Raw genomic sequence first — 23,297 nt, 5'->3', positions numbered from 1 at the left:
CCCCAACGGGAGGGGACGGGCCGGAGGGGCCGGTTGTGTGGACGTAAAGCGAAGCAGTCCACACAACCGGCCCCGGAGGACCGTCACCGCACCCACAACAACCCAGCCCGCCGCTGGGGGTACCTCCCACGCCCTTTAGGCAGTGGGGGAGCAACGGCGAACAACAACCGCGGCGCCGCAGACAGGTACGTGGGCGGCGCCGCAAAGCGCAGCGCCCCGCGGCGGGACGGCCAAGTACGTGGGGATCAGCCCAACGACGCGAGGTACGCCGCGGCCTTGTCCGGCTCGTAGAAGAAGTTCTCGAAGTCGGACGGGTCGTTGAAGCCGTTGGCGAAGCGGTCGGCGACGGGCTGGAGCTGGCCGGCCGCGCCGAGGATGTTCAGCACGTGCTCCGGCGGCGGCGCCAGCATCGCGTTGGTCCACTTGGTGACGTGCTGGGCGGTGTCCCAGTAACGGTCGAAGGTGGCCTGCATCCACGCCTCGTCGAACGGCTCCGCACCGCGCTCCACGATGGAGGCGAGGTAGGCGGCGGCGCACTTGGAGGCCGAGTTGGAGCCCTGGCCGGTGATCGGGTCGTTGGCGACGACCACGTCGGCGACGCCGAGGACCAGGCCGCCGGAGGGCAGCCGGCCGATCGGGTTGCGCACGGTGGGCGCGTAGCGGCCGGCCAGCGTGCCGTTGGCGTCGGTCAGTTCGACCTTGGTGCAGCGGTCGTACTCCCACGGCAGGAACGTCTTCATCAGGTCCAGCGTGACGGCCAGGTGCTCGGCGGGGTCGTTGACCTGTCCGAAGGCGTCCAGCGGGCCGCCGGGGATGCCCTCCCAGAAGAGGATGTCGGCCCGGCCGGAGGTGGTCAGCGTCGGCATCACGAAGAGCTCGCCGACACCGGGGACGACGTTGCAGCGCACCGCCTCGAAGTCGGGGTGCTCGGGGCGGGGGCCCATGCCGTGCACGTAGGAGACGGCCAGCGCCCGCTGCGGGGTGTCGTACGGGGAACGGGAGGCGTCCCGGCCGAACATGGACACCAGCTCGCCCTTGCCGGCGGAGACCAGCGTCAGGTCGTAGCGGCTCGCGAAGAAGTCCAGGTCGGAGACGGCGGCGCCGTGGATGACGAGCTGGCCGCCGCGCTGGGCGAAGGTCTCCATCCAGCCGGCCATCTTCACCCGCTGGTCGACGGACTGGGCGTAGCCGTCGAGCATGCCGACCCAGTCGATGGCGCGCTGCGAGCCGTCCGGCCCCTCGTGGCTGCCGGGGGCGGCGACGGAGACGCCGAGGCCCTCGATGCGCGGGGCCTGGCTCTCCCAGAAGTTGATGCCCAGGTCGCGCTCGTGCTGGAGGGCGGTGTCGAACATGCACTGCGTCGACATGACCCGGCCGGAGCGGATCTCGTCGGCGGTGCGGTTGGACATGAGGGTGACCTCGTAGCCCTTGGACTGCAGGCCCAGGGCGAGCTGGAGACCGGACTGGCCGGCTCCGATGATGAGTATCTTCCGCATGGCGGCACTCTTCTCTGCTACTGCGATGTTCGGGGGTGAGGGGTGGGGTCGTACGAGGGGTGGCCCCTCAGGGGCGGGCCCGCCGGGGGGAGCGGGCCCGTAGGGGGACCGGCCCGTGGGAGGGCCGGCCCGTGGGAGGGCCGGCCCGTGGGAGGGCCGGTCGCGGAAGGACCGGCCCGTCCTACTCCGGCGCCGTTGCCAGGGCGTGGCCGACCAGGGCGAGCAGCGACTGGATCACGGTGGGGCGCTTGCGCGCGTCCATGATCACGATCGGTACCTCCGCCGGCACGGTCAGCGCCTCGCGGACGTCCTCGGGCTCGTAACTGTCGGTGCCCTCGAAGTGGTTGACCGCGACGACGTAGGGCAGTCCGCAGCTCTCGAAGTAGTCCAGCGCCGGGAAGCAGTCCTCCAGCCGCCGGGTGTCGGCCATCACGATCGCGCCGATCGCGCCGCGCACCAGGTCGTCCCACATGAACCAGAACCGCTGCTGCCCGGGCGTGCCGAACAGGTAGAGGACCAGTTCCTGGTCGAGGGTGATCCGTCCGAAGTCCATCGCGACCGTGGTCGTGGTCTTCTCCGGGGTGGCCGTCAGATCGTCGGTGCCCTCGCTGGCCTGGGTCATCACCGCCTCGGTCTGCAGCGGGGTGATCTCCGAGACCGAACCGACGAACGTGGTCTTGCCGACGCCGAAGCCGCCGGCCACCACGATCTTGGTGGCGATCGGCGCCCGCGAGCGGTCCGTCTGCCAGCTCTGCAGCCCCGCGTCGGTGGCCGTGGCCACCGGGTCGGCCTGACCCACGGAACCGGCGGTCGTCGTCGGCCCGGCCGATATCGTGTCAGAGCCTGTGAAGTCCACTCAGCACCCTTTCGAGCAGCGCGCGGTCGGGCCGGCCGGTGCCGTGCCCGGTGCCGTAGACGCGAATCTTTCCCTGGTCGGCGAGGTCGCTGAGCAGGACGCGTACCACGCCCAGCGGCATCTTGAGGAGGGCGGAGATCTCCGCCACCGAGCGCATCCGGCGGCAGAGCTCGACGATCGCCCGCATCTCCGGCATCACCCGGTCGCCCCAGCCGCCGGACGTGAGCTCGCGCCGCTCTTCGGGGGCCTCCAGCGCGGCCACGAAGGTCTCGACGAGCAGCACGTGGCCGAACCGGGTACGGCCGCCGGTGAGCGAATACGGGCGCACGCGCGAGGGTTTGCGATCCCCGCCGCGAACGGGGAGTTTGGGGGACTTACTCACTGGGCGCTCTCCATCGACTTGCGGAGTTCGGTGCGGAGTTCGGGGGTGAGGACGTGGCCGGCCCGGCCGACGAACAGCGCCATGTGATAGGCGATGGCGCTCATGTCGCAGTCCGGTGCGGCGTGCACGCCGAGCAGCGAACCGTCGCTGATCGCCATCACGAACACGCTGGCCTCGTCCATCGTGATCATCGTCTGCTTGACGGCCCCGCCGTCCATCAGCTTCGCGGCACCCTGGGTGAGGCTGCCGAGTCCGGACACGATGGTGGCGAGGTCCGCGCTGGACCCGCGGGGCCCGCCGGCGTCACCGGGACGTGCCGTCTCGTCCGCCCGGTCAGGGTCGGAGCTGAGCAGCAGCAGTCCGTCGGAGGAGACCACCGCGACCGAGCCGATGCCCGGCACCTCCTCCACCAGGTTGCTCAGCAACCAGCGGAGATTGCGGGCCTGGCTGCTCACTCCTTGTCCGTAAGCAGTGGGCGCTTGCGACATCACTCGCGTGCCTCCTCGACAATGTGGCTCTCTTCCGGGGCCCCCGCTCCGTCGGTGTCGTTCAGTGGACCGGTCTGCTTCGTCTTGCCTTCCGCGAGCTCGGCCGCCACATCGCGCCGGCCGGTCCGCGACCCCTGCTGGAATCCGCCGAGCCGGCGCCGCAGCGCCTCGGCGTTGGCCGCACCGCTCTTGCGCGGGGCGGTGGGCGCCTGCTGCTGCGCCACGATCTTGGGCGTGCGCTTGGGCAGGCCCAGGCTGGTCCGCTGCTTCTCCTGGGCGGCGGTGGGCGCCGCGCCATCGGGCGTCGCATCGGAGGGCGCCGCTTCCGCGGGTGCCGGGTCCGTGGATACCGGGTCCGTGGCCGGGGTGGCCGCCTCGGCGCGGGCGTGCTCGTCCGGGCCGATGGCGTACGGGTCCTCCGGGGCCGGGGCGGCGGCCGGCGCGGACTCGTCCGGCACGTCCTCCTTGGGCCGGGTGTGCTCCCCGGTGCCGCCGGTCGGGATTCCGGCCGCGTCGAGCGCGCGCTCCGCGGCCGCGACGAACGGGTCGCTCACGGGGCCGCCCCCGGGTGCGGACTCCTGGGCGGCCGGGGCAGGCTCCGCGCCGGCGTTCCGTTCCGGTGCCGGCGCGGCCGCCGACGCGGCGCGGCCCGCCGCCGGGTCCACCCGCGGCACCCGCGTCTGCAGCGTGTTGGAGTTCGCCTCGGCCACCGAGCCGGGCAGCACGGGGGTGTGCGCATCGTGCTGGACGGACAGTGCGGACGCCGGGCCGGGGCGGGTCGGCAGTATCGAGCCGGGCAGCACGATGACGGCGGTGATCCCGCCCTGCTTGGCGTCCCGCAGCTGGACCCGGATGCCGTGCCGGGCGGCCAGCCGCACGACCACGTACAGCCCGAGGCCCAGCGCCTCGTCGATGTTCTCGGCGGTGGAGGCCGCCTCCGCGTCCGTCAGCCGGTCGTTGAGCTCGGCCATCCGCTCCGCGGTCATCCCGATGCCCTCGTCCTGGACCGAGAGCATCACCTCACCGCTCTCCAGCAGCCAGCCGGACAGCTCGACATGGGCGTCCGGCGGCGAGAACGCGGTGGCGTTCTCCAGGAGTTCGGCGACCAGGTGGCTCAGGTCGTCCGCGGCGAACCCGGCGACCTGGGAGTGCGGCGGCAGCGACTGGATGCGCACCCGCTCGTAGCGCTCGATCTCACTGACCGCGGCGCGCAGCACGTCCAGCAGCGGAACCGGGCCCGGGTGGTTGTTGCCGTGCTGCTCGGCACCCGCCAGGACCAGGAGGTTCTCGCTGTTGCGGCGCATCCGCGCGGCGAAGTGGTCCAGTTTGAAGAGGGTGTCCAGCCGCTCCGGGTCCTGCTCGGTCTCCTCCAGCGCCTCGATGACGCCGAGCTGGCGCTCCACCAGGCCGAGGGTGCGCAGCGCGAGGTTGACGAACCGGCCCTGCACGCCGGTGTGGGCGGCCTTGAGCCGCTCGGTGAGGTCGGCGATCTCGTCCTTGAGCGCCTCGTTCTGCTCCTGGAGCACCTCGCGCTCGGCGACCAGCCGCTGCCGGCCGCCGACCAGCCGCTTGCGCTCGCCCTCCAGTTCGGCGGTGCGCCGGGACAGCTCGCCCACCTGGGCGTGCAGCGCGTTCACCGACCGTACGGAGGCGGCGAATTCGTCGTTGCGGCCCTTGTACGTGATGGGGTCCTCGTGCGCCGGGTCCGCGGCCAGCCGGCGGGCGCCGATCCGCAGCGCGGCCAGCGGCTGGGTCATCGAGCGCGCGGCCCAGATGCCGGCACCGACGGCCAGCAGCAGGCACAGGCCCGCCAGGCCGATCCCGATCTCCAGCTCCGTGACGTCGTCGTCGCGCAGCTGGCCGAGGCGCTGGACGTCGGCGGTGGCCATGGCCGATTCGACGCCCCGCATCAGCCCGATCCGGGCGGTGAGGGCGTTCTCCACCCGCTGGCGGCTGAGCCGCAGATCGGCGGCGTCCAGCCGTGGCTGGTCGGTGAGCCGGGCCAGATAGCGCTCGGCGGTGCTGACGTCCGAGCCGGTGACGGTGCGGTCGAAACGGTCCCGGGCGCTCTGGCTCGCGGTCTCCCGGAAATCGCCCAGCGCGGCCTGCTCACGGACGTGCGCGACCTGCGCGGAAGCGGTCAGCGTGGGCTGGCTGCCGCCCGCGTTGAGCCCGGCGAGGAGCAGGGCACGGGCGCCGGCGGCCTGGTCGGTGGCGCGGGCGAGCGCGGGCAGCGCACGGGTGTCGGCGGCCGCGGAGTCCGCCCGGGCGGGCAGCCCGCGGGCGATGTCGTCGCTGATCGCCCCGAGTGCCTGGATGATGTCGGTGTACGCGCGGTAGACCTGCTCGGCCGATTCCGCTCGGGTGAGCGCCTTTTGACGGGTTTGCGGGAGGGTCTTGAGCAGCTTGGCGGCGGTCGCGTAGACCGCGCTGTCACCCGAGGCGTCCTGGGCCTCGGTGCGCAGGTCGTCGATCTGCCGGTCCACGCGGGTGCGTTGCGGACGGGCGACGGCGGCGCTGTCGGCACCGGGGCCGCTGGTGACGGCGGAGCGGGCGGCGGCCGTGTTCGCCCGGGTGCCGTTGGCGTCGGGGAAGTACGCATCGGTGCCGGTTCCGGTACCGGCCGTTCCGGTACCGGTTGTTCCGCTTCCACCGGTCGTTCCGGTTCCACCAGTCGTTCCGGTTCGGCCGGTTGGTGCCCTTCCGCCGGATCCGGTCGTTCCGCCGGTGCCGGTTCCGGTGCCGGTTCCGTCGACCGTGCCGGTGCCCGCGGCGCTGCCGGTTCCGTTGACCGTGCCGTTTCCGGGGCCCGTGCTCGTGCCGGTGCCCGCACCGTTGTTGCCGGTGCCCGCAGCGTTGTTGCCGGTGCCGGTACGACCGTTGCGCCCCGCGGCGGCGTACGCGGTCATTCCGTCGCGTTCGTCGGCGAGGGAGTGCGCCAGCGCGATGGCGCGGGCGTTGAGTTCGGCCAGGTCGACCAGGTGCTGACTGTTGTTGGCGTCGTCCGCCGCGCCGAGCAGACCGGGGGCGCCGGCCCCGAGGACGGCGGCGGCAACCACGGCCACCGCTCCCACCAGCCGGTTGCGCACCCGTGCGGGACGGCGCCCCGCGCGGGCCTCGCCGCCGGTCACGCCCGGTCCCGTGCCGGAACCGGAGTTCTTGCCAGGACCCGAACCCGTCACCGGTCCGGAGACCGAACCGGCCGGTGAACCCGGCTTCCCTGCGCCGCCCCGAAGCCGCATCTTCCGCACCGCTGCTCGCATTCCTGTCTCGCCTGCCCACGCCGTATGGCGTCGCGGACCCGGCTCGCTCTCCGCTCGCGGGCGGACCTGCGCGCACTCCGCAGCAGCGCATACTTCCGCGAGGGGGAACGGTCCGGCTCTGCGCGTCGCGACGAATGTCCTGGCCCCCCGTGATCCGGGCAACGACCATTCCACCGGCCCCGCGCAGTGGCTCGGCAACACATGCCCGGCCACCTGAACGAGTGAACATCAATCGGAGTTTGACCATCAACTTCCGCGCGGCAACGATTTTCGCCGCAACCCCGCGCAACCCCCGGACGGGTTTGGAGATGCGTCCCCGTCCTGGCAGGATGCGCGCCCGCACGCCGCCGGACCCCCGAGCCACGCCTGCCGCACGGCGCTGACCTGCTCGTACGCCGAACGGCGCCGGCGCCCGCCGGGCCGCCCGGCGGAATCCGCGCCCTCCGGCAGACTTGCCGGCATGCGCATCGAACTCGCCACCGAGCCGGGCGACGCCCAACGCCCCAACGAGGACTACGCATCGGTCGCCCTGCCGGCCTCCGGCCAGGGCGGAGTCCTGGTCCTGCTGGACGGCGTGACCCCGCCCGAGCAGGACTACGGATGCCGTCACACGGTGCCGTGGTTCACCGCGCGGCTCGGCGGCGCGATGCTCGAACTGTCGGTTTCACACCGGGATATGACGCTGGCTGAGGCGCTCGCGGCGGCCATCTCCCGGACGGCCGCCGTTCACCGGGACACCTGTGACCTTTCTCACGCCCGCACTCCGCAGGCAACTGTCGTGGCCGCCAGGTGGTCCGCGGACACCGTCGAGCACCTCGTGCTGTCCGATTCGGTACTCCTTGTGCAGCACATCGACGGTTCGGTGCATCCCGTGCTGGACCCCCGACTGGACGACCTGCCGCCCGCGATCCGGGCCCGGCGGGACGCCGTACGGGCGCTGCCCCGCGGCTCGGCGGAACGGGCCGCGGCGGGCCGGGAGTACGTGCGGGCCGTCGAGGCGCTGCGCAATACGGAGGGCGGCTTCTTCACGGCGGCCGCCGATCCGGAGGTGGCGGCCCGTGCGGTCACCGGCACCACCCCGCGGGCCGCGGTCCGTTCACTGACCGCGCTCAGCGACGGCGCGGGCCGCTGGGTCGAGGTCTTCGGGGAGGGCTCCTGGGCGGACTGCGCGGGCCTGGTGGCGAAGGGAGGGCCACAGGCCCTGATCGACCGGGTGCGGGCCGCGGAGGCGGCGGACCCGGAATGCACGGCCTATCCCCGGGGCAAGGCCCGGGACGACGCCGCGGTGATCTTCGTCATGCCGTGACAACTCTCGCCACTTCAGGTCCCTCCGCGACCGGCCCGACCCCTCGGCGGAGCGGCCGGCTCGGCGGCTTTCACCCCTCTTCGCCCTCTTGCTCCGCGTTCAAGCGGTGCAGCAGCCGGGCGAGTTCGGCCACCTCGTGGCGGTCCCAGGCGGCGAGGCGCCGGGCGTACTGGGCGCGGCGGGCGTTGCGGACCCGGGTGAAGCGCTCCCGGCCCCCGTCGGTGAGGCGCACCAGGACGGCGCGGCCGTCGGCCGGGTCCGGGGCGCGGGCGACCAGCCCCAGCTGTTCCAGCGCCTGCAGCTGGCGGCTCATCGTGGCCTTGCCCACGCCGAAGAACCCGGCGAGGTCGGTGGCCCGCTGCGCGCCGGCGTCGGCCAGCCGGACCAGCAGGCCGTAGGCGGACGGCTCCAGGTCGGGGTGCACCTCCCGGGCCAGTTCGCCGGACGAGGCCCGGGCCCGGCGGAGGAATACCGCCAATTCGCGCTCCAGGGCGAGGAATACGTGGTCCACACCGGTCGGCTCGCCGTCCGCCGTCGTTCCGTCGGCCCCGGTGTTGCGCACGTCAGCGCCCCTTCCCGCATTTCCTGGTCTGAAAGTTTCCGCCCCCGTCGGCCGAAGCCGCAGCTCGGCCAGTATTTCGCAGGATTAGACCAACGGCAGCCCAGGGACCCTCTTTTGTCCCGCCGGTCTACGCGCGTATCGTCATTTATGGCATGGCCACACCAAACGGCGGGCCGTTCGCCAAAGGTTCCGCCGCGTGTCCCGCACGCCGCACCTCCGTGTCAGCCACGCCCCGTCATGCCGGCAGACCATCCCCCTCAGAGCAGCACGCATCCCCCCTCAGAGCAGCACGCATCCCCCCTCAGAGCAGCACGCATCCCCCCTCAGAGCAGCACGTATCCCCCCTCAGGTCACACCGAGATCTCCGGAGACACGTATGTCCGTGCTCAGATCCGGCTCCCCCCTTCGCCCCGCACGTTCGCTCGCGACCGTGACCGGGGCCCTCCTCACCCTCCTCGCCCTGCTCCTGGCGCTGCCCGGCACGGCCGGCGCCACGGCCGTGCGGCGCGCGCCCGAGCCGACCCACCCCGGCCAGGACTGGGCCGGCTCGCAGATCGCCAAGCACGAGGGCACCGCGGCCGGCCGCACCGCCTTGCCGGCCGGCTCGCTCCTGGCGTCCGTCGAGGGCGTGGACGTCAGCAGCCACAACGGCAACGTCGCCTGGTCCACGCTCTGGAACAGCGGCGTCCGGTTCGCCTACGTCAAGGCGACGGAGTCCACCAGCTACACCAACCCGTACTTCGCCCAGCAGTACAACGGCTCCTACAACGCCGGCATGATCCGCGGCTCCTACCACTTCGCCACGCCCAACACCTCCAGCGGCGCCGCCCAGGCCAACTACTTCGTCGACCACGGCGGCGGCTGGTCCAAGGACGGCAAGACGCTGCCCGGCGCGCTGGACATGGAGTACAACCCCTACGGAGCGACCTGTTACGGGCTCAGCGCGGCCGGCCTGGTGAACTGGATGAAGGACTGGTTCGCCACCTACAAGGCGCGCACCGGCCGGGACGCGGTCATCTACACCTCCACCGGCTGGTGGAAGCAGTGCACCGGCAATTCGTCGGCCTTCGGCGCGATCAACCCGCTGTGGGTCCCGCGCTACGGCTCCTCGGTCGGCGAGCTCCCGGCCGGCTGGGGCTTCCACACCATCTGGCAGTACACCTCGACCGGCCCGACGGTCGGCGACCACAACCGCTTCAACGGCGCGATGGACCGGCTGCAGGCACTGGCCAACGGCTAGCCGGTCACGGACGGGCCCTGCGGGCGGACGCCCCGCCCGCGGCCCCCAGACCCCTCCCGCCTGCCGCGGGAGGGGTCTTCCGCTCCGGCCGCGCCCGTCACGCCGCGACCGGAACCTCCGGTGCCGCACCGTTGTGGGCCGGCGTCAGCGCGAGCTCCAGCACCTGACGAACGTCCGAGACCGGGTGGACCTCCAGGACCGCCAGCACCTCGGCGGGCACATCGTCCAGGTCCGGCTCGTTGCGCTTGGGGATGATCACGGTGGTGATCCCCGCGCGGTGCGCCGCGAGCAGCTTCTGCTTGACGCCGCCGATCGGCAGCACCCGCCCGGTCAGCGAGACCTCCCCGGTCATCGCCACGTCCGGCCGGACGTGCCGGCCCGACAGCAGCGAGGCCAGCGCCGTCGTCATCGTCACGCCCGCGCTCGGCCCGTCCTTGGGGACGGCACCGGCCGGGACGTGCAGATGCACTCCGCGCTCCTTCAGGTCACCGACCGGAAGCTCCAGCTCCGCGCCGTGCGACCGCAGGAACGACAGCGCGATGTGCGCGGACTCCTTCATCACGTCACCGAGCTGGCCGGTCAGCGTCAGCCCGGAGGCCCCGGTTTCCGGATCGGCGAGCGACGCCTCCACGTAGAGGACGTCGCCGCCCGCGCCGGTGACCGCGAGGCCGGTCACCACGCCCGGCACGGCCGTCCGCCGTTCGGCCGGGTCCTGGGCCGACTCCGGGGTGTGGTGCGGCCGTCCGATCAGCGGGCGCAGCTGGTCCACCCCGACACCGAACGGCAGCTCCTGCGCGCCGAGTTCGTGCTGGGCGGCGATCTTGCGGAGCAGCCGGGCGATCGACCGTTCCAGATTCCGCACGCCCGCCTCGCGGGTGTACTCGCCGGCCAGCTTGCGCAGCGCGTCCTCCTCCAGCGTCACCTCGCCGGGCTGCAGACCGGCCCGTTCCAGCTGGCGCGGCAGCAGGTGGTCCCGGGCGATGACGACCTTCTCGTCCTCGGTGTAGCCGTCGAGCCGGACCAGCTCCATACGGTCGAGCAGCGGCTCGGGGATGGCTTCCAGGACGTTGGCGGTGGCCAGGAACACCACGTCGCTCAGGTCGAGTTCGACCTCCAGGTAGTGGTCGCGGAAGGTGTGGTTCTGCGCCGGGTCCAGGACCTCCAGGAGGGCGGCGGCCGGGTCGCCCCGGAAGTCGGAGCCCACCTTGTCGATCTCGTCGAGCAGGACGACCGGGTTCATCGAACCGGCTTCCTTGATCGCCCGGACGATACGGCCCGGCAGCGCGCCGACGTACGTACGGCGGTGGCCGCGGATCTCCGCCTCGTCCCGGACGCCCCCGAGGGCGACCCGGACGAACTTGCGGCCCATGGCGCGCGCCACGGACTCGCCCAGCGACGTCTTGCCCACACCGGGCGGCCCGACCAGCGCCAGGACGGCACCTCCGCGCCGACCGCCGATCAGCCCGAGCCCGCGCTCGGCCCGGCGCTTCCGGACGGCCAGGTACTCCGTGATCCGTTCCTTCACGTCCGCCAGGCCCGCGTGGTCGGCGTCCAGGATCTCCTTGGCGCCGGCGATGTCGTAGGCGTCCTCGGTCCGTTCGTTCCACGGCAGTTCGAGGACGGTGTCGAGCCAGGTGCGGATCCAGGAGCCCTCGGGGCTCTGGTCGCTGGCCCGCTCCAGCTTGTCGACCTCCTTGAGGGCGGCCTTGCGGACGTCCTCGGGCAGATCGGCGGCCTCGACCCGGGCGCGGTAGTCGTCGCTCTCGTCCTCGGGGTCGCCGTTGAGCTGGGCGAGCTCCTTGCGGACCGCCTCCAGCTGGCGCCGCAGCAGGAACTCCCGCTGCTGCTTGTCGACGCCCTCCTGGACGTCCTTGGCGATGGACTCGGCGACGTCCTGCTCGGCGAGGTGGTCGCGCAGCGCCTCGGTGGCGAGCTTCAGCCGGGCGACCGGGTCGGTGGTCTCCAGCAGGCGGACCTTCTGCTCGACGGTCAGGAACGGCGAGTAGCCGGAGTTGTCCGCCAGCGTCCCGACGTCCTCGATGCCCTGGACGCGGTCGACGACCTGCCAGGCGCCGCGCTTGCGCAGCCAGCTGGTGGCCAGCGCCTTGTATTCCGTGACGAGTTCGGTGACCGCTCCCGGCAGGGGATCGGGGACCTGCTCCTCGACGGCGGTGCCCTCCACCCACAGCGCGGCACCGGGCCCGGTCGTGCCGGACCCGATCCGCACCCGGCGAAGGCCCCGGATCAGCGCTCCGGGATCGCCGTCGGACAGCCGTCCGACCTGCTCGATCCGCCCGAGCGTGCCGATTCCGGCGTAGTTCCCGTCGACGCGGGGCACAAGCAGCACCCGCGGTTTGTTGCCCGAGGAGGCGGCGGCCTGCGCGGCCTCGACCGCGGCACGCACCTCCGTGTCGGACAGGTCCAGGGGCACCACCATGCCGGGAAGCACGACCTCGTCATCGAGGGGCAGCACGGGCAGAGTGAGCGGTGTGGACGTCGAAGCCATGATCTCCCCTTCGGCAAGCAAGTTGAGCTTTACCCACTCAATGCGGGGAGCCGGGGAGATGTTCCCCGTCGCGCGTTCGCTGTGAGCGATCAGGCGGCGGGGCGCCAGTGGGCGGGGCGGCTCAGACCGGACGGGAGCTTGGTGGCGGCATCGCCCCGGGCGGCGTTCAGTTGGGACTGGGTCAGGAAGAGCGCCCCGGTCAGGTCGGCGCCGCTGAGGTCGGCGTCCCTGAGGTCGGCGCCGATCAGGTCGGCCCGCCGCAGGTCCGCCCCGGTGAGGTCGGCCGCGATCAGGTACGCCCCCCGCAGGTTGGCGCCCTGGAGCTTGGCGCCCTTGAGGCGGGCCCCCATCAGGTCGGCGCCGCGCCGCTCCTTCTTGCGGCCGGGCACCTGGGCCCGGACGAGCTCACTGGTGCGCAGCAACAGGACGTTGACCTCGGCCCGGTGGGCCGGCATGTCCACTTCGCCGAGCTCCTCCGCGGTGCCGCGGGTGAGGGCCTCGGTCTTCTCCAGCGCGGCGCGCAGATCGTCGTGGAGCGCGGCGCCGGCCGCTCCGGTGGAGCCGGTGCCCGCCCCGGAAGGCAGGTTCAGCGCCTCGGACAGGTACCAGAGGAGTTCGTGCAGCTGCCGCATGACGGGGAAGACGTCGAACATCTGCCGGGCGGTCCCGGGCGCCTGCCGCCAGTCCTTGCCGCCGAAGGTGACCTGGGAGACCTTCTGCCCGGCACCGAAGCAGTCGAAGACCGTGCAGCCGGAGAAGCCACGGCTTCGCAGGTCGCGGTGGATGCCGCAGCGGAAGTCGTCCTGGAGGTTGGGGCACGGCCGGCCGGCGTCCTTGTCGATCGCGAAGTCCGCCGAGCGCGCGAACGGCAGCGCGACACAGCAAAGCCCGAAGCAGCTGCCACAGTCGGCGGTCAGACCGAGGTCGGCGGCCTGCCGGCCGGTCTCGGCGGCGTCGGGAAGCGGGCGGGCGGTGCGTTCTCGGGACACGATGCGGTACTCCTGCGGCCGGCGGGCGCGGTACGCGACGGCGCCCGGATGGAGCCTCCATCCTCCCAGCCCGCACCCACGCCTGACGGCGAAGTCGCTCACCCCCACCCACCGCACACTCCCCCCAACGGGAGGGGACGGGCCGGAGGGGCCTTGTTCGTGGGCTTCGCTTCCAGGGGCTCAATTAAGGAGCGAAGGCGGAGCGCAGCGGAGCGTAAGGCGAAGCAGTCCACGAACAAGGACCCGGAGGACCGTCACCGCACCCGACAACCACCAGCCCGCCGCTGGGGGTACCTCCCACGCCCTTTAGGCAGTGGGGGAGCAACGGCGAGAAGAACCGCGGCGCCGCAGACAGGTACGTGGGAGGCGCCGCAAAGCGCGCAACGGCGAAACGCCCCACGGCGGGACAGCGAAATACGTGCGGGGCCGCCGCAAAGCGCAACGGCGAGCAACCACCACGGCGGGACAGCCAAGTACGTGCGGCGTGCCGCAAAGCGCAACGGCGAGCAACCCCCACGGCGCCGCAGCCAAGTACGTGGGGCGCCCCCGCCGGAGGCGACCGGCGTTGTCAGTGGTCGCCCGTAACCTCGGTCACATGAGCATGATCGGAGAGTACGCACGTGTGACACCTGCCGAACTCACCCGCGTCCTCGGCGATCCGGAGTGGGGGCTGGCGCTCGTCGCCCGCCGGCGCGCGGCGGAGGCCGAAGAGGTCCCCGCGCCGGCGAGCGCACGCTGCCTGGACGTCGACAAGAGCTGGGACGCGCTGGGATTCCTGCTGCGCCGCGCGGGCTTCCCGGTGGACGTCGTGCACGGCGAGGAAGCCGTCCCGGACGCCGAGGACTGGGGCTACGGCCCACCGCGCTACCTCACCCCCGAGCGGGTGCGGACGGCGGCCGAGGCGCTCGCGGAGATACCCGCGGCGAGCCTCACGACCGGTGTCGGCCCGGAGGACCTGGCCAAGGCGGAGATCTACCCGACGATCGTGTGGGAACGGGGGGAATCGCTGGACTACATCACCGACTACTACGCACTCCTGCGGCCGTTCTTCGGCGCGGCGGCGGAGAAGGGGGACGCGATGCTCATGTGGCTGGGCTGACGCGATGCTCAGGTGGCTGGGCCAGGGACGGCTGACGGCTCGCCGCCGCGACGGCCGGGCGGGCCGCGACCGGGCGGGTCCGCACGGCCGCAACTGCCCCTCGGTACCGGCCCGGACGGTCCTCACGGCACGTCAGGAATGCTAGGTTCGCGGCATGTTGCAGCGGATGTCCGGGGTGTTCATCGGTGCCCTGTTCGGGACGGTCTTCGTGGTCGCCAACGCGCACGATCCGCTGAGCCCCGCCGTCGGCGTCACCCTGCGCGTGGTCGCGGTGCTCACCTTCGGTGGCCTGCTGGCGCTGGCACTGCTGGCGGGCCGCCGGGGCCGGGCCGTGGGGGACGGGGACGGGGACGGGGCTCCCCGGGTGGACTGGTTCCGCGGGAAGTTCGGGTTCGTCGTGGCGGCCGAGGCGGTGCTACTGGTCGGCGGCCGGCTCGCGCTGCGCGGGGCGGGCGCGCCCGACGAGACCGCCGTGGCCTGGATCGCGCTCATCGTGGGCCTGCACTTCATGGCGCTTGCCGCGGTCTGGCAGCGGCGCTCGGTCGCCGTCCCGGGCACGGCGCTCACCGCGCTCGGCGTGGTCGGTCTCGGTATGGCCGCGACCCGCGCGGTGGTGTGGGTGCCGTTCGTCAGCGGCGTCCTGTCCGGCGTCGCCCTGCTGGGCGGCTGCGCCTACGCCATCGCGCAGACCTACCGGTCCGCCGTACGGCCGTAGTTGGCCCACGACGGGCGGGGCTCATGCGGTAGACCTGCGGGGCTCATGCGGTAGACCTGTGGGGGCTCGTGCGGTAGGCGCACGGCGCGCCGGTGCGTAGTCGCTCTCCGGCGGGCGGCGTAGGCGTAGCCGCGTCCGGCACGGCGCACGCCCCGGGTTCAGCGCGGGCGCACGTACCGCGGGTGGAGAGCCGCCGGGATCGAGCTCCGCGGTACCGACCCGTCAGGATGCGCCCGCGCCCCGCAGGGCCGGGTGGCCCGGGTCGCGGAGGAGCGGGGCCGGAGCGACGCGACCGGTCCGCCAGCGGCGGAGCAGTGGCCAGCTCGCCACTCCCAGGGTGAGCGAGAGCAGATGGCCCCAGTCCGTCATCGGGTCGACGTAGGCGAGCAGGGCGGTGCCCGCGAGCCAGCCGGCGCCGCCCAGCAGCGGCCAGCGCAGCCAGGCCGGCAGCACCCCGGCCAGCGCACCGATACAGGTCATCACGCCGAAGCTGATGCCGTAGTCGAGGCGGTGCAGCGAGCTCTCGGGCAGCCCGCCGGCGGCGACGGTGAAGGCGACCGGCACCTCCGTGGCGAGGGTGGCCAGCGCATGCCCGCCGAAGAAGACCGCGGCGGTGCGCAGCCCACCGATCCGCCGCTCCAGCGCGGGGAGTACGACGACGAAGGCCAGCGCGTAACCGGAGGTCAGTCCGCCGGCGACCCACAGCGCGCTGGCGACCAGCACCAGCAGCGGGGCCTGCGCGAGGTGCACCACGTCCGTGCTGGAGCCCTGGAGCAACGCGGTGACCAGGGTGGGGTCGGCGTGCTCGGCGAAGAGGGAGGTGGCCACGAGCAGCAGGGCGTAGCCGATGGAGAAGGGGGCGCCGAGCAGCAGCCGCCAGGGCCGCGGGCGGACGCGCGGCGGACCGGGCTCGGGCTTCGCCGCGGCCACGGTCGTCGCGGCGTCCCGGCCGGTGCGCTGCCGGGGAATGCCCGGCAGGACGGCGGGCAGGCCGTCCGCTCCGGTGCTCCCGGCCGGCGTGCCGTCCGTTCCGATACTCCTGGCCGACGAGCCGTCCGCTCCGGTACCCCCGGCCGGCGACCGGCCATCCGGCGCCCGGCCACCCGGCGCCCGACCTTCCGGCGCGCGCTCCCCCGACCTTCCCCCGACGGTTTCCAGCCTGCTCACGTTCGAAAGGCCCCTTCCGTCCTGACGCGTCCACCGAGCCACGCCCGGAGCCCCAGGGCCGCGCGCGAGTGCTCCGTCGTGCACAACGTCCGCTCGCCCTGCACAACGTCGCGGACCAGCCTGCACGCTCAACCCATGAAGAAACTGTGAGAGTGAGATGCATCACATGAGGCAACCATCACCAGACGCCCACGACCCCGATCGGGCCTCGCTCCACCCGCCCGCGCCGCCGTCCGCGCCGCCGCCCGGGACCACCCGGGATCCCCACCCCCGTAACCCCCATAAGCCGTTGGACCGCCAAGGCCCCTCTTGGCCACCATGGCCGCATGGCTGCTCCCGTTACCCCGTCGCAGACCCCGTCCGACCTCCCCGGGCCGCCGCGCACGCTCGACCGCCGCGAGGGCCCGTACGGCGAGGTGGTCCTGCGGGAACGGGCCGGGTCCGGGTCCCCCGGCGGTCCGCCCGTCATCCACGAGATCATCGCCAACGGCTGCTTCCTGATGGACACCTCCGACGGCCGGTCCGAGCGGCTGCTGGTCGACGCCGCGCTGACCGAACTGCCGCCCGACCGGCAGCGGCCCGCCGTCCTCATCGGCGGCCTGGGCGTCGGCTTCTCGCTGGCCCGCGCGGCCGAGCAGCCGCGCTGGGGCCGGATCACGGTCGTCGAACGCGAGGCCGCGGTCATCGACTGGCACCGCACCGGCCCGCTCTCCGCGATCTCGGCCGCGGCACTGGCCGATCCGCGCACCGAGATCCTGCACACCGATCTGGTCGCCCACCTCCGTACGCCCGCCGGCCCGCCCGCCGACGGTGCGCCCGGGACCGAGGCGGCCCCCGACGGCGACGCCGTCCGCTACGACGCCCTCTGCCTCGACATCGACAACGGCCCCGACTGGACCGTCACCGAGGACAACAACGGCCTCTACTCCCCCGCCGGCCTCGCCGCCTGCCGGGACCGGCTCACCCCGGGCGGAGTGCTCGCCGTCTGGTCCGCGCAGCCCTCCCCGGCCTTCGAGGAAGCACTACGAAATGCCGGTTTCCAGGGGGTGCGTACGGAAGAGATCCCGGTTGTCCGAGGCGTCCCCGACGTCGTCCACCTCGCTCGGAAGGCTGCGTAGCCGACAGTCACACCATGCCCGTACGCTGCTGCCCAGCAAGACGCGACCACGCAGGGACATGCAGGGGCGGGCGATGGACCAGACTCAGACAACGCAGGGCGGCGCCGCCGCTGCCACCCCGGGCGCCCAGCGCCGGGTGCTGGTGGTGGAGGACGACCCCACGATCGTCGACGCCATCGCGGCCCGGCTGCGCGCCGAGGGCTTCCAGGTGCAGACGGCCACCGACGGCCCGGCCGCGGTGGACACCGCCGAGGCCTGGCAGCCCGACCTGCTGGTCCTGGACGTGATGCTGCCGGGCTTCGACGGCCTGGAGGTCTGCCGCCGGGTCCAGGCGCAGCGCCCCGTTCCGGTGATGATGCTCACCGCCCGGGACGACGAGACGGACATGCTGGTCGGCCTCGGCGTCGGCGCCGACGACTACATGACCAAGCCGTTCTCCATGCGCGAGCTGGCCGCCCGGGTGCACGTACTGCTCCGCCGGGTCGAGCGGGCCGCGCTGGCCGCGCACACCCCGCGCAGCGGCATCCTCCGGCTGGGTGAGCTGGAGATCGACCACGCCCAGCGCCGGGTCCGGGTCCGCGGGGCCGACGTCCATCTGACGCCGACCGAGTTCGACCTGCTGGTCTGCCTGGCGAACACCCCGCGCGCGGTGCTCTCCCGCGAGCAGCTGCTGGCCGAGGTGTGGGACTGGGCGGACGCCTCCGGGACCCGTACGGTCGACAGCCACATCAAGGCGCTCCGCCGCAAGATCGGCGCCGAGCGGATCCGTACGGTCCACGGCGTCGGCTACGCCCTGGAGACCCCGCCGGCATGAGCCCCTGGCGCCTGCGGTCCTGGCCGCTGCCGCGACGCCGGTGGTGGCAGACGCCCGTCCGTGAGCTGGGAAAGCGGGTCTGGGAGGCGCTGCGCCCGCTGGACCCGTACCGCTCGGTCAAGGCCGCGCTCGGCGCGCTGGTCAGCGTCTCGGTGATCATCACCACACTGCTGGTGTTCGTCGCCATGCACTCGGCGACCGAGCTGCGGGTGATCACGATCTTCTCGATCATCGCCTCGCTGCTGATCACCCAGTTCGTGGCGAACAGCCTGACCGCCCCGCTCGGCGAGATGACGGACGTCACCCGCGCGATGGCGCACGGCGACTACACCCGCCGGGTGCGCTCGGCCCGCCGCGACGAGTTCGGCGACCTGGCCGACGCCTTCAACCGGATGGCGGCCGACCTGGAGGCGGTGGACACCCACCGCAAGGAGCTGGTCGCCAACGTCTCGCACGAGCTGCGCACGCCGATCGCGGCGCTGCGCGCCGTATTGGAGAACGTCGTCGACGGCGTCAGCGAGCCCGATCCCGAGACGATGCGGACCGCCCTGAAGCAGACCGAGCGGCTGGGCCGCCTGGTCGAGCACCTCCTCGACCTGTCGCGGCTGGACAACGGCGTGGTGCCGCTGCACACCCGGCGCTTCGAGGTCTGGCCGTATCTGTCCGGGGTGCTCAAGGAGGCCAACATGAGCCGCGGCGCCTCGACCCTCTCCGGACTGACCGGTTCCGGCACCCACACCCGTACGGACGTCCATCTGCACCTCGACGTCTCGCCGCCGGAGCTGACCGCGTACGCGGACGCCGAGCGGCTGCACCAGGTCGTGGCGAATCTCATCGACAACGCGATCAAGCACAGCCCCCGGCACGGCCGGGTCACCGTGCGTGCCCGGCGCGGCGACGGTCCGGAGAGCCTGGAGCTGGAGGTGCAGGACGAGGGCCCGGGCATCCCGGAGTCGGAGCGCTACCGGGTCTTCGAGCGCTTCAACCGCGGCGGCCCGGGCCCCTCGGGTCCGGGGACGGACGGCGGTACCGGCCTCGGCCTGGCGATCGCCCGCTGGGCGGTGGATCTGCACGGCGGCCGGATCGGCGTGGCCGAATCCGCGCGGGGTTGCCGGATTCGGGTCACTCTTCCGGGGCTGGAGTCATCACGGAGCTGACGACCGTACGGACGGTCGCTGGCGTAGGGTCGGTGGTAGGAGCACTCACCCCGTGGGTGCGACGTCGGTGAGTGCTACCCGCACACGGGCAAACTTCGTGTGTTTCCCGCCAAGTCATGCCGTGAAACCCTTCGGTGAATGTGACGTGCGCGACGAGTGGCCCTCCCGGACTGCACCAAAGGTCACAAGAGGCGTAGCCTTTATTCCCGCTGTCCACCACCTTAGGAAGCGGAAGAGGGCGGTTGCCGCCGTGTCGCTACAGTCCCCCAACACTTCGAGCATCTCGAACGAGGCCGATCAAGAGGGGCAGGGCAAGAACCCTGCTGCCGCCTTCGGCCCGAACGAGTGGCTCGTCGACGAGATCTACCAGCAGTACCTCCAGGACCCGAACTCGGTAGACCGAGCCTGGTGGGACTTCTTCGCCGACTACAAGCCGGGCGGCGCCACCGCGCCGAGCACGCCGGCGGAGGCCACCGCCCCCGCCGGGGCCGCCCCGGCCCAGTCGTCCCCCGCTGCGCCGGCCGCTCCTGCGGCCCCCGCCGCGGACGGGCCGAAGCCCGCCGTCGCGCCGGCCACCCCGGCCGCGAGCGCCCCGGCCCCCGCCAAGCCCGCGCCGGCCAAGGCCGCCGCGAAGCCCGCGCCGAAGCCGTCCGGTGCAAGCACCGGCTCCACTGGAGCGGCTGGCGCCGCGCGCACTGTGGCGGCCGACGGCGAGGCCCCGGCCGCCGGTCCCGAGTTCGTCACCCTGCGCGGCCCGTCGGCCGCCGTCGCGAAGAACATGAACGCCTCCCTGGAGCTGCCGACGGCCACGTCCGTCCGTGCGGTCCCGGTGAAGCTGCTCTTCGACAACCGCATCGTCATCAACAACCACCTCAAGCGCGCCCGGGGCGGGAAGGTCTCCTTCACCCACCTCATCGGGTACGCGATGGTGCAGGCCCTCAAGGCCATGCCGTCGATGAACCACTCGTTCGCGGTGAAGGACGGCAAGCCGACCCTGGTCAAGCCGGAGCACGTCAACCTCGGCCTGGCCATCGACCTGGTGAAGCCGAACGGCGAGCGCCAGCTGGTCGTCGCCGCCATCAAGAAGGCCGAGACGCTCTCGTTCTTCGAGTTCTGGCAGGCCTACGAGGACATCGTCCGCCGGGCCCGGGACAACAAGCTGACGATGGACGACTTCACCGGGGTCACCGCGTCGCTGACCAACCCCGGCGGCATCGGCACGGTCCACTCCGTGCCGCGCCTGATGCCCGGCCAGTCCATGATCATGGGCGTCGGCGCGATGGACTACCCCGCCGAGTTCCAGGGCACCTCGCAGGACGCCCTGAACAAGATGGGCGTCTCCAAGGTCATGACGCTGACCAGCACGTACGACCACCGCGTGATCCAGGGCGCCGCCTCCGGCGAGTTCCTGCGCATCATGAGCCAGCTGCTGCTCGGCGAGAACGACTTCTACGACGAGATCTTCAAGTCGCTGCGGATCCCCTACGAGCCGATCCGCTGGATGCGCGACATCGACGCGTCGCACGACGACGACGTCACCAAGGCCGCCCGGGTCTTCGAGCTGATCCACTCCTACCGGGTCCGCGGCCACGTCATGGCCGACACCGACCCGCTGGAGTACCACCAGCGCAAGCACCCCGACCTCGACATCACCGAGCACGGCCTCACCCTGTGGGACCTGGAGCGCGAGTTCGCGGTCGGCGGCTTCGCCGGCAAGTCCATGATGAAGCTGCGCGACATCCTGGGCGTGCTGCGCGACTCGTACTGCCGCACCACCGGCATCGAGTTCATGCACATCCAGGACCCCAAGCAGCGCAAGTGGATCCAGGACCGGGTCGAGCGTCAGCACAAGTCGCCCGAGCGCGAGGAGCAGCTGCGCATCCTGCGCCGGCTGAACTCCGCCGAGGCGTTCGAGACGTTCCTGCAGACCAAGTACGTCGGCCAGAAGCGCTTCTCGCTGGAGGGCGGCGAGTCCGTCATCCCGCTGCTGGACGCGGTCATCGACTCCGCGGCCGAGTCGCGGCTGGACGAGGTCGTCATCGGCATGGCCCACCGCGGCCGCCTCAACGTCCTCGCCAACATCGTCGGCAAGTCCTACGCGCAGATCTTCCGCGAGTTCGAGGGCAACCTCGACCCGAAGTCGATGCACGGCTCCGGCGACGTGAAGTACCACCTGGGCGCCGAGGGCACCTTCACCGGCCTGGACGGCGAGCAGATCAAGGTCTCGCTGACCGCCAACCCCTCCCACCTGGAGGCCGTGGACCCGGTCGTCGAGGGTGTCGCGCGCGCCAAGCAGGACATCATCAACAAGGGCGGCACGGACTTCACCGTCCTGCCGATCCAGCTGCACGGCGACGCCGCGTTCGCCGGCCAGGGCGTGGTCGCCGAGACGCTGAACATGTCGCAGCTGCGCGGCTACCGCACCGGCGGCACGGTGCACGTCGTCATCAACAACCAGGTCGGCTTCACCGCCGCCCCGGAGTCGTCGCGCTCCTCCATGTACGCCACCGACGTGGCGCGCATGATCGAGGCGCCGATCTTCCACGTGAACGGTGACGACCCCGAGGCCGTCGTCCGCGTCGCCCGGCTGGCCTTCGAGTTCCGCCAGGCGTTCAACAAGGACGTGGTCATCGACCTGATCTGCTACCGCCGCCGCGGTCACAACGAGTCGGACAACCCGGCCTTCACCCAGCCGCTGATGTACGACCTGATCGACAAGAAGCGCTCGGTGCGCAAGCTCTACACCGAGTCGCTGATCGGCCGTGGTGACATCACCCTCGAAGAGGCGGAGCAGGCGCTCCAGGACTTCCAGGGCCAGCTGGAGAAGGTCTTCACCGAGGTCCGCGACGCCACGACGGCTCCGGCCGCCCCCGAGGTGCCGCAGCCCAAGGCGGAGTTCCCGGTCTTCGTCGACACCGCGATCTCCCAGGAGGTCGTCAAGCGGATCGCCGAGTCGCAGGTCAACATCCCCGAGCACATCACCGTGCACCCGCGCCTGCTGCCCCAGCTGCAGCGCCGCGCGGCCCAGATCGAGGACGACGCCGTCGACTGGGGCATGGGCGAGACCCTCGCCATCGGTTCGCTGCTGATGGAGGGCACCCCGGTCCGGCTCGCCGGCCAGGACTCCCGCCGCGGCACGTTCGGCCAGCGGCACGCGGTCCTCATCGACCGCGAGACCGGCGAGGACTACACCCCGCTGCTCTACCTCTCCGAGGACCAGGCCCGCTTCAACGTCTACGACTCGCTGCTGAGCGAGTACGCGGCGATGGGCTTCGAGTACGGCTACTCGCTGGCCCGCCCCGAGGCGCTGGTCATGTGGGAGGCCCAGTTCGGTGACTTCGTCAACGGCGCGCAGACCGTCGTCGACGAGTTCATCTCCTCGGCCGAGCAGAAGTGGGGCCAGACCTCCGGCGTCACCCTCCTCCTGCCGCACGGCTACGAGGGCCAGGGCCCGGACCACTCCTCGGCCCGTATCGAGCGGTTCCTGCAGCTCTGCGCGCAGAACAACATGACCGTGGCGGCGCCGACGCTGCCCTCCAACTACTTCCACCTGCTGCGCTGGCAGGTGCACAACCCGCACCACAAGCCGCTCATCGTCTTCACCCCGAAGTCGATGCTGCGTCTGAAGGCCGCGGCGTCGAAGACGGAGGAGTTCACCTCGGGCGGCTTCCGCCCGGTGATCAGCGACTCCACGGTCAAGCCCGAGGACGTCCGCAAGGTCGTCTTCTGCTCCGGCAAGGTCTACTACGACCTGGACGCCGAGCGGCAGAAGCGGGGCGCGAACGACACCGCGATCGTCCGCATCGAGCGGCTCTACCCGCTGCCCGGCAAGGAACTCCAGGCGGAGATCGCCAAGTTCCCGAACGCCGAGAAGTACCTGTGGGCCCAGGAAGAGCCGGCGAACCAGGGTGCCTGGCCGTTCCTCGGCCTCAACCTGATCGACCACCTCGACCTGGCGGTCGGCGCCGACGTCCCGCACGGCGAGCGGCTGCGGCGCATCTCGCGCCCGCACTCCTCGTCCCCGGCCGTCGGCTCCGCCAAGCGCCACCAGGCCGAGCAGGCACAGCTGGTCGCGGAGGTCTTCGACGCGTAGGCGTCGGGCCACCGACAGGGCACAGTGCGAAGGGCCCGTCCCCCTC

The 23,297-nt window shown here is 72.3% G+C and carries 17 protein-coding genes; 8 read left to right on the top strand and 9 right to left on the bottom strand.

The window, feature by feature from the left end; genetic code table 11:
• Positions 1–245: 245 nt before the first annotated feature.
• The 5 genes from ACFV1J_RS35190 to ACFV1J_RS35170 form a co-directional block, all read right to left on the bottom strand.
• Complete coding sequence (locus tag ACFV1J_RS35190) at positions 246–1,496, bottom strand: styrene monooxygenase/indole monooxygenase family protein (RefSeq protein WP_385865150.1); 1,251 nt, start codon at positions 1,494–1,496, stop codon at positions 246–248.
• A 181-nt stretch (positions 1,497–1,677) separates the two neighbouring features.
• Entirely contained in the window at positions 1,678–2,295 is a 618-nt protein-coding gene (locus ACFV1J_RS35185) for an ATP/GTP-binding protein (protein ID WP_385865148.1), read from the bottom strand.
• A 37-nt stretch (positions 2,296–2,332) separates the two neighbouring features.
• On the bottom strand, positions 2,333–2,734 hold the full coding sequence (locus tag ACFV1J_RS35180) for a DUF742 domain-containing protein (protein WP_261955719.1): 402 nt from the start codon (positions 2,732–2,734) through the stop codon (positions 2,333–2,335).
• Positions 2,731–3,222 (bottom strand): roadblock/LC7 domain-containing protein, encoded by a 492-nt coding sequence (locus ACFV1J_RS35175; RefSeq protein WP_385865146.1) that lies wholly within the window; start codon positions 3,220–3,222, stop codon positions 2,731–2,733. Before ACFV1J_RS35175 ends, ACFV1J_RS35180 begins: the two co-directional genes overlap by 4 nt.
• Positions 3,222–6,485, bottom strand: a complete 3,264-nt coding sequence (locus ACFV1J_RS35170; RefSeq protein ID WP_385865144.1) for a nitrate- and nitrite sensing domain-containing protein — start codon at positions 6,483–6,485, stop codon at positions 3,222–3,224. The genes ACFV1J_RS35175 and ACFV1J_RS35170 overlap by 1 nt, the downstream gene beginning before the upstream one ends.
• 460 nt (positions 6,486–6,945) lie before the next feature.
• On the opposite strand from ACFV1J_RS35170, the gene ACFV1J_RS35165 reads away from it, so the two are divergent.
• On the top strand, positions 6,946–7,791 hold the full coding sequence (locus ACFV1J_RS35165; RefSeq protein WP_385865142.1) for a protein phosphatase 2C domain-containing protein: 846 nt from the start codon (positions 6,946–6,948) through the stop codon (positions 7,789–7,791).
• Between the two features lie 70 nt (positions 7,792–7,861).
• Here the strand turns inward: ACFV1J_RS35165 and ACFV1J_RS35160 are convergent, their stop codons facing one another.
• A complete protein-coding gene (locus tag ACFV1J_RS35160; protein WP_385865140.1) occupies positions 7,862–8,353 on the bottom strand; it encodes a MarR family winged helix-turn-helix transcriptional regulator in 492 nt (163 codons plus the stop codon).
• 376 nt (positions 8,354–8,729) lie between these two features.
• On the opposite strand from ACFV1J_RS35160, the gene ACFV1J_RS35155 reads away from it, so the two are divergent.
• Positions 8,730–9,593: a lysozyme gene (locus tag ACFV1J_RS35155; protein WP_385865139.1), complete on the top strand. Its 864-nt coding sequence runs from the start codon at positions 8,730–8,732 to the stop codon at positions 9,591–9,593.
• A 97-nt stretch (positions 9,594–9,690) separates the two neighbouring features.
• Here ACFV1J_RS35155 and lon read toward each other — a convergent pair whose 3' ends face one another.
• Both lon and ACFV1J_RS35145 read right to left on the bottom strand, forming a co-directional pair.
• A complete protein-coding gene (gene lon, locus ACFV1J_RS35150; protein WP_385865137.1) occupies positions 9,691–12,099 on the bottom strand; it encodes an endopeptidase La in 2,409 nt (802 codons plus the stop codon).
• Positions 12,100–12,188: 89 nt separating this feature from the next.
• Complete coding sequence (locus tag ACFV1J_RS35145; protein ID WP_385865153.1) at positions 12,189–13,016, bottom strand: pentapeptide repeat-containing protein; 828 nt, start codon at positions 13,014–13,016, stop codon at positions 12,189–12,191.
• A 667-nt stretch (positions 13,017–13,683) separates the two neighbouring features.
• On the opposite strand from ACFV1J_RS35145, the gene ACFV1J_RS35140 reads away from it, so the two are divergent.
• Together ACFV1J_RS35140 and ACFV1J_RS35135 are read left to right on the top strand one after the other, a co-directional pair.
• On the top strand, positions 13,684–14,187 hold the full coding sequence (locus ACFV1J_RS35140) for a YfbM family protein (RefSeq protein ID WP_385865135.1): 504 nt from the start codon (positions 13,684–13,686) through the stop codon (positions 14,185–14,187).
• Positions 14,188–14,341: 154 nt separating this feature from the next.
• Positions 14,342–14,902 carry a hypothetical protein gene (locus ACFV1J_RS35135; protein ID WP_385865133.1) on the top strand — a complete coding sequence of 187 codons (561 nt, stop codon included), beginning with the start codon at positions 14,342–14,344 and terminating at the stop codon, positions 14,900–14,902.
• 222 nt (positions 14,903–15,124) lie between these two features.
• Here ACFV1J_RS35135 and ACFV1J_RS35130 read toward each other — a convergent pair whose 3' ends face one another.
• Complete coding sequence (locus ACFV1J_RS35130; RefSeq protein WP_385865131.1) at positions 15,125–16,069, bottom strand: rhomboid-like protein; 945 nt, start codon at positions 16,067–16,069, stop codon at positions 15,125–15,127.
• A gap of 326 nt (positions 16,070–16,395) precedes the next feature.
• On the opposite strand from ACFV1J_RS35130, the gene ACFV1J_RS35125 reads away from it, so the two are divergent.
• The 4 genes from ACFV1J_RS35125 to ACFV1J_RS35110 all read left to right on the top strand — a co-directional run bounded on the left by ACFV1J_RS35125 (position 16,396) and on the right by ACFV1J_RS35110 (position 23,251).
• Positions 16,396–17,187 carry a spermidine synthase gene (locus ACFV1J_RS35125; protein WP_385865128.1) on the top strand — a complete coding sequence of 264 codons (792 nt, stop codon included), beginning with the start codon at positions 16,396–16,398 and terminating at the stop codon, positions 17,185–17,187.
• A 73-nt stretch (positions 17,188–17,260) separates the two neighbouring features.
• Entirely contained in the window at positions 17,261–18,001 is a 741-nt protein-coding gene (locus ACFV1J_RS35120) for a response regulator transcription factor (protein ID WP_360946756.1), read from the top strand.
• The gene (locus tag ACFV1J_RS35115) at positions 17,998–19,158 is read left to right on the top strand and encodes an ATP-binding protein (RefSeq protein WP_385865126.1); all 1,161 of its coding nucleotides are present in this window, start codon (positions 17,998–18,000) and stop codon (positions 19,156–19,158) included. The genes ACFV1J_RS35120 and ACFV1J_RS35115 overlap by 4 nt, the downstream gene beginning before the upstream one ends.
• A gap of 250 nt (positions 19,159–19,408) precedes the next feature.
• Positions 19,409–23,251 (top strand): multifunctional oxoglutarate decarboxylase/oxoglutarate dehydrogenase thiamine pyrophosphate-binding subunit/dihydrolipoyllysine-residue succinyltransferase subunit, encoded by a 3,843-nt coding sequence (locus ACFV1J_RS35110; protein ID WP_385865123.1) that lies wholly within the window; start codon positions 19,409–19,411, stop codon positions 23,249–23,251.
• The last annotated feature ends 46 nt before the right edge of the window (positions 23,252–23,297 follow it).

Origin of the sequence: Streptomyces sp. NPDC059649, from assembly GCF_042734445.1 — a bacterium.
Lineage (GTDB): Bacteria > Actinomycetota > Actinomycetes > Streptomycetales > Streptomycetaceae > Streptomyces.
Note: the sequence above shows the minus strand (reverse complement) of the source record. Positions and strands in the feature narration are given on the sequence as shown.

Bases quoted from the DNA above. Each gene is read 5' to 3' on its own strand.
- ACFV1J_RS35190 (WP_385865150.1), bottom strand. From the start codon at position 1,496: ATGCGGAAGATACTCATCATCGGAGCCGGCCAGTCCGGTCTCCAGCTC.
- ACFV1J_RS35175 (WP_385865146.1), bottom strand. From the start codon at position 3,222: ATGTCGCAAGCGCCCACTGCTTACGGACAAGGAGTGAGCAGCCAGGCC.
- ACFV1J_RS35170 (WP_385865144.1), bottom strand. From the start codon at position 6,485: ATGCGAGCAGCGGTGCGGAAGATGCGGCTTCGGGGCGGCGCAGGGAAG.
- ACFV1J_RS35165 (WP_385865142.1), top strand. From the start codon at position 6,946: ATGCGCATCGAACTCGCCACCGAGCCGGGCGACGCCCAACGCCCCAAC.
- ACFV1J_RS35155 (WP_385865139.1), top strand. From the start codon at position 8,730: ATGTCCGTGCTCAGATCCGGCTCCCCCCTTCGCCCCGCACGTTCGCTC.
- lon (WP_385865137.1), bottom strand. From the start codon at position 12,099: ATGGCTTCGACGTCCACACCGCTCACTCTGCCCGTGCTGCCCCTCGAT.
- ACFV1J_RS35140 (WP_385865135.1), top strand. From the start codon at position 13,684: ATGAGCATGATCGGAGAGTACGCACGTGTGACACCTGCCGAACTCACC.
- ACFV1J_RS35135 (WP_385865133.1), top strand. From the start codon at position 14,342: ATGTTGCAGCGGATGTCCGGGGTGTTCATCGGTGCCCTGTTCGGGACG.
- ACFV1J_RS35125 (WP_385865128.1), top strand. From the start codon at position 16,396: ATGGCTGCTCCCGTTACCCCGTCGCAGACCCCGTCCGACCTCCCCGGG.
- ACFV1J_RS35120 (WP_360946756.1), top strand. From the start codon at position 17,261: ATGGACCAGACTCAGACAACGCAGGGCGGCGCCGCCGCTGCCACCCCG.
- ACFV1J_RS35115 (WP_385865126.1), top strand. From the start codon at position 17,998: ATGAGCCCCTGGCGCCTGCGGTCCTGGCCGCTGCCGCGACGCCGGTGG.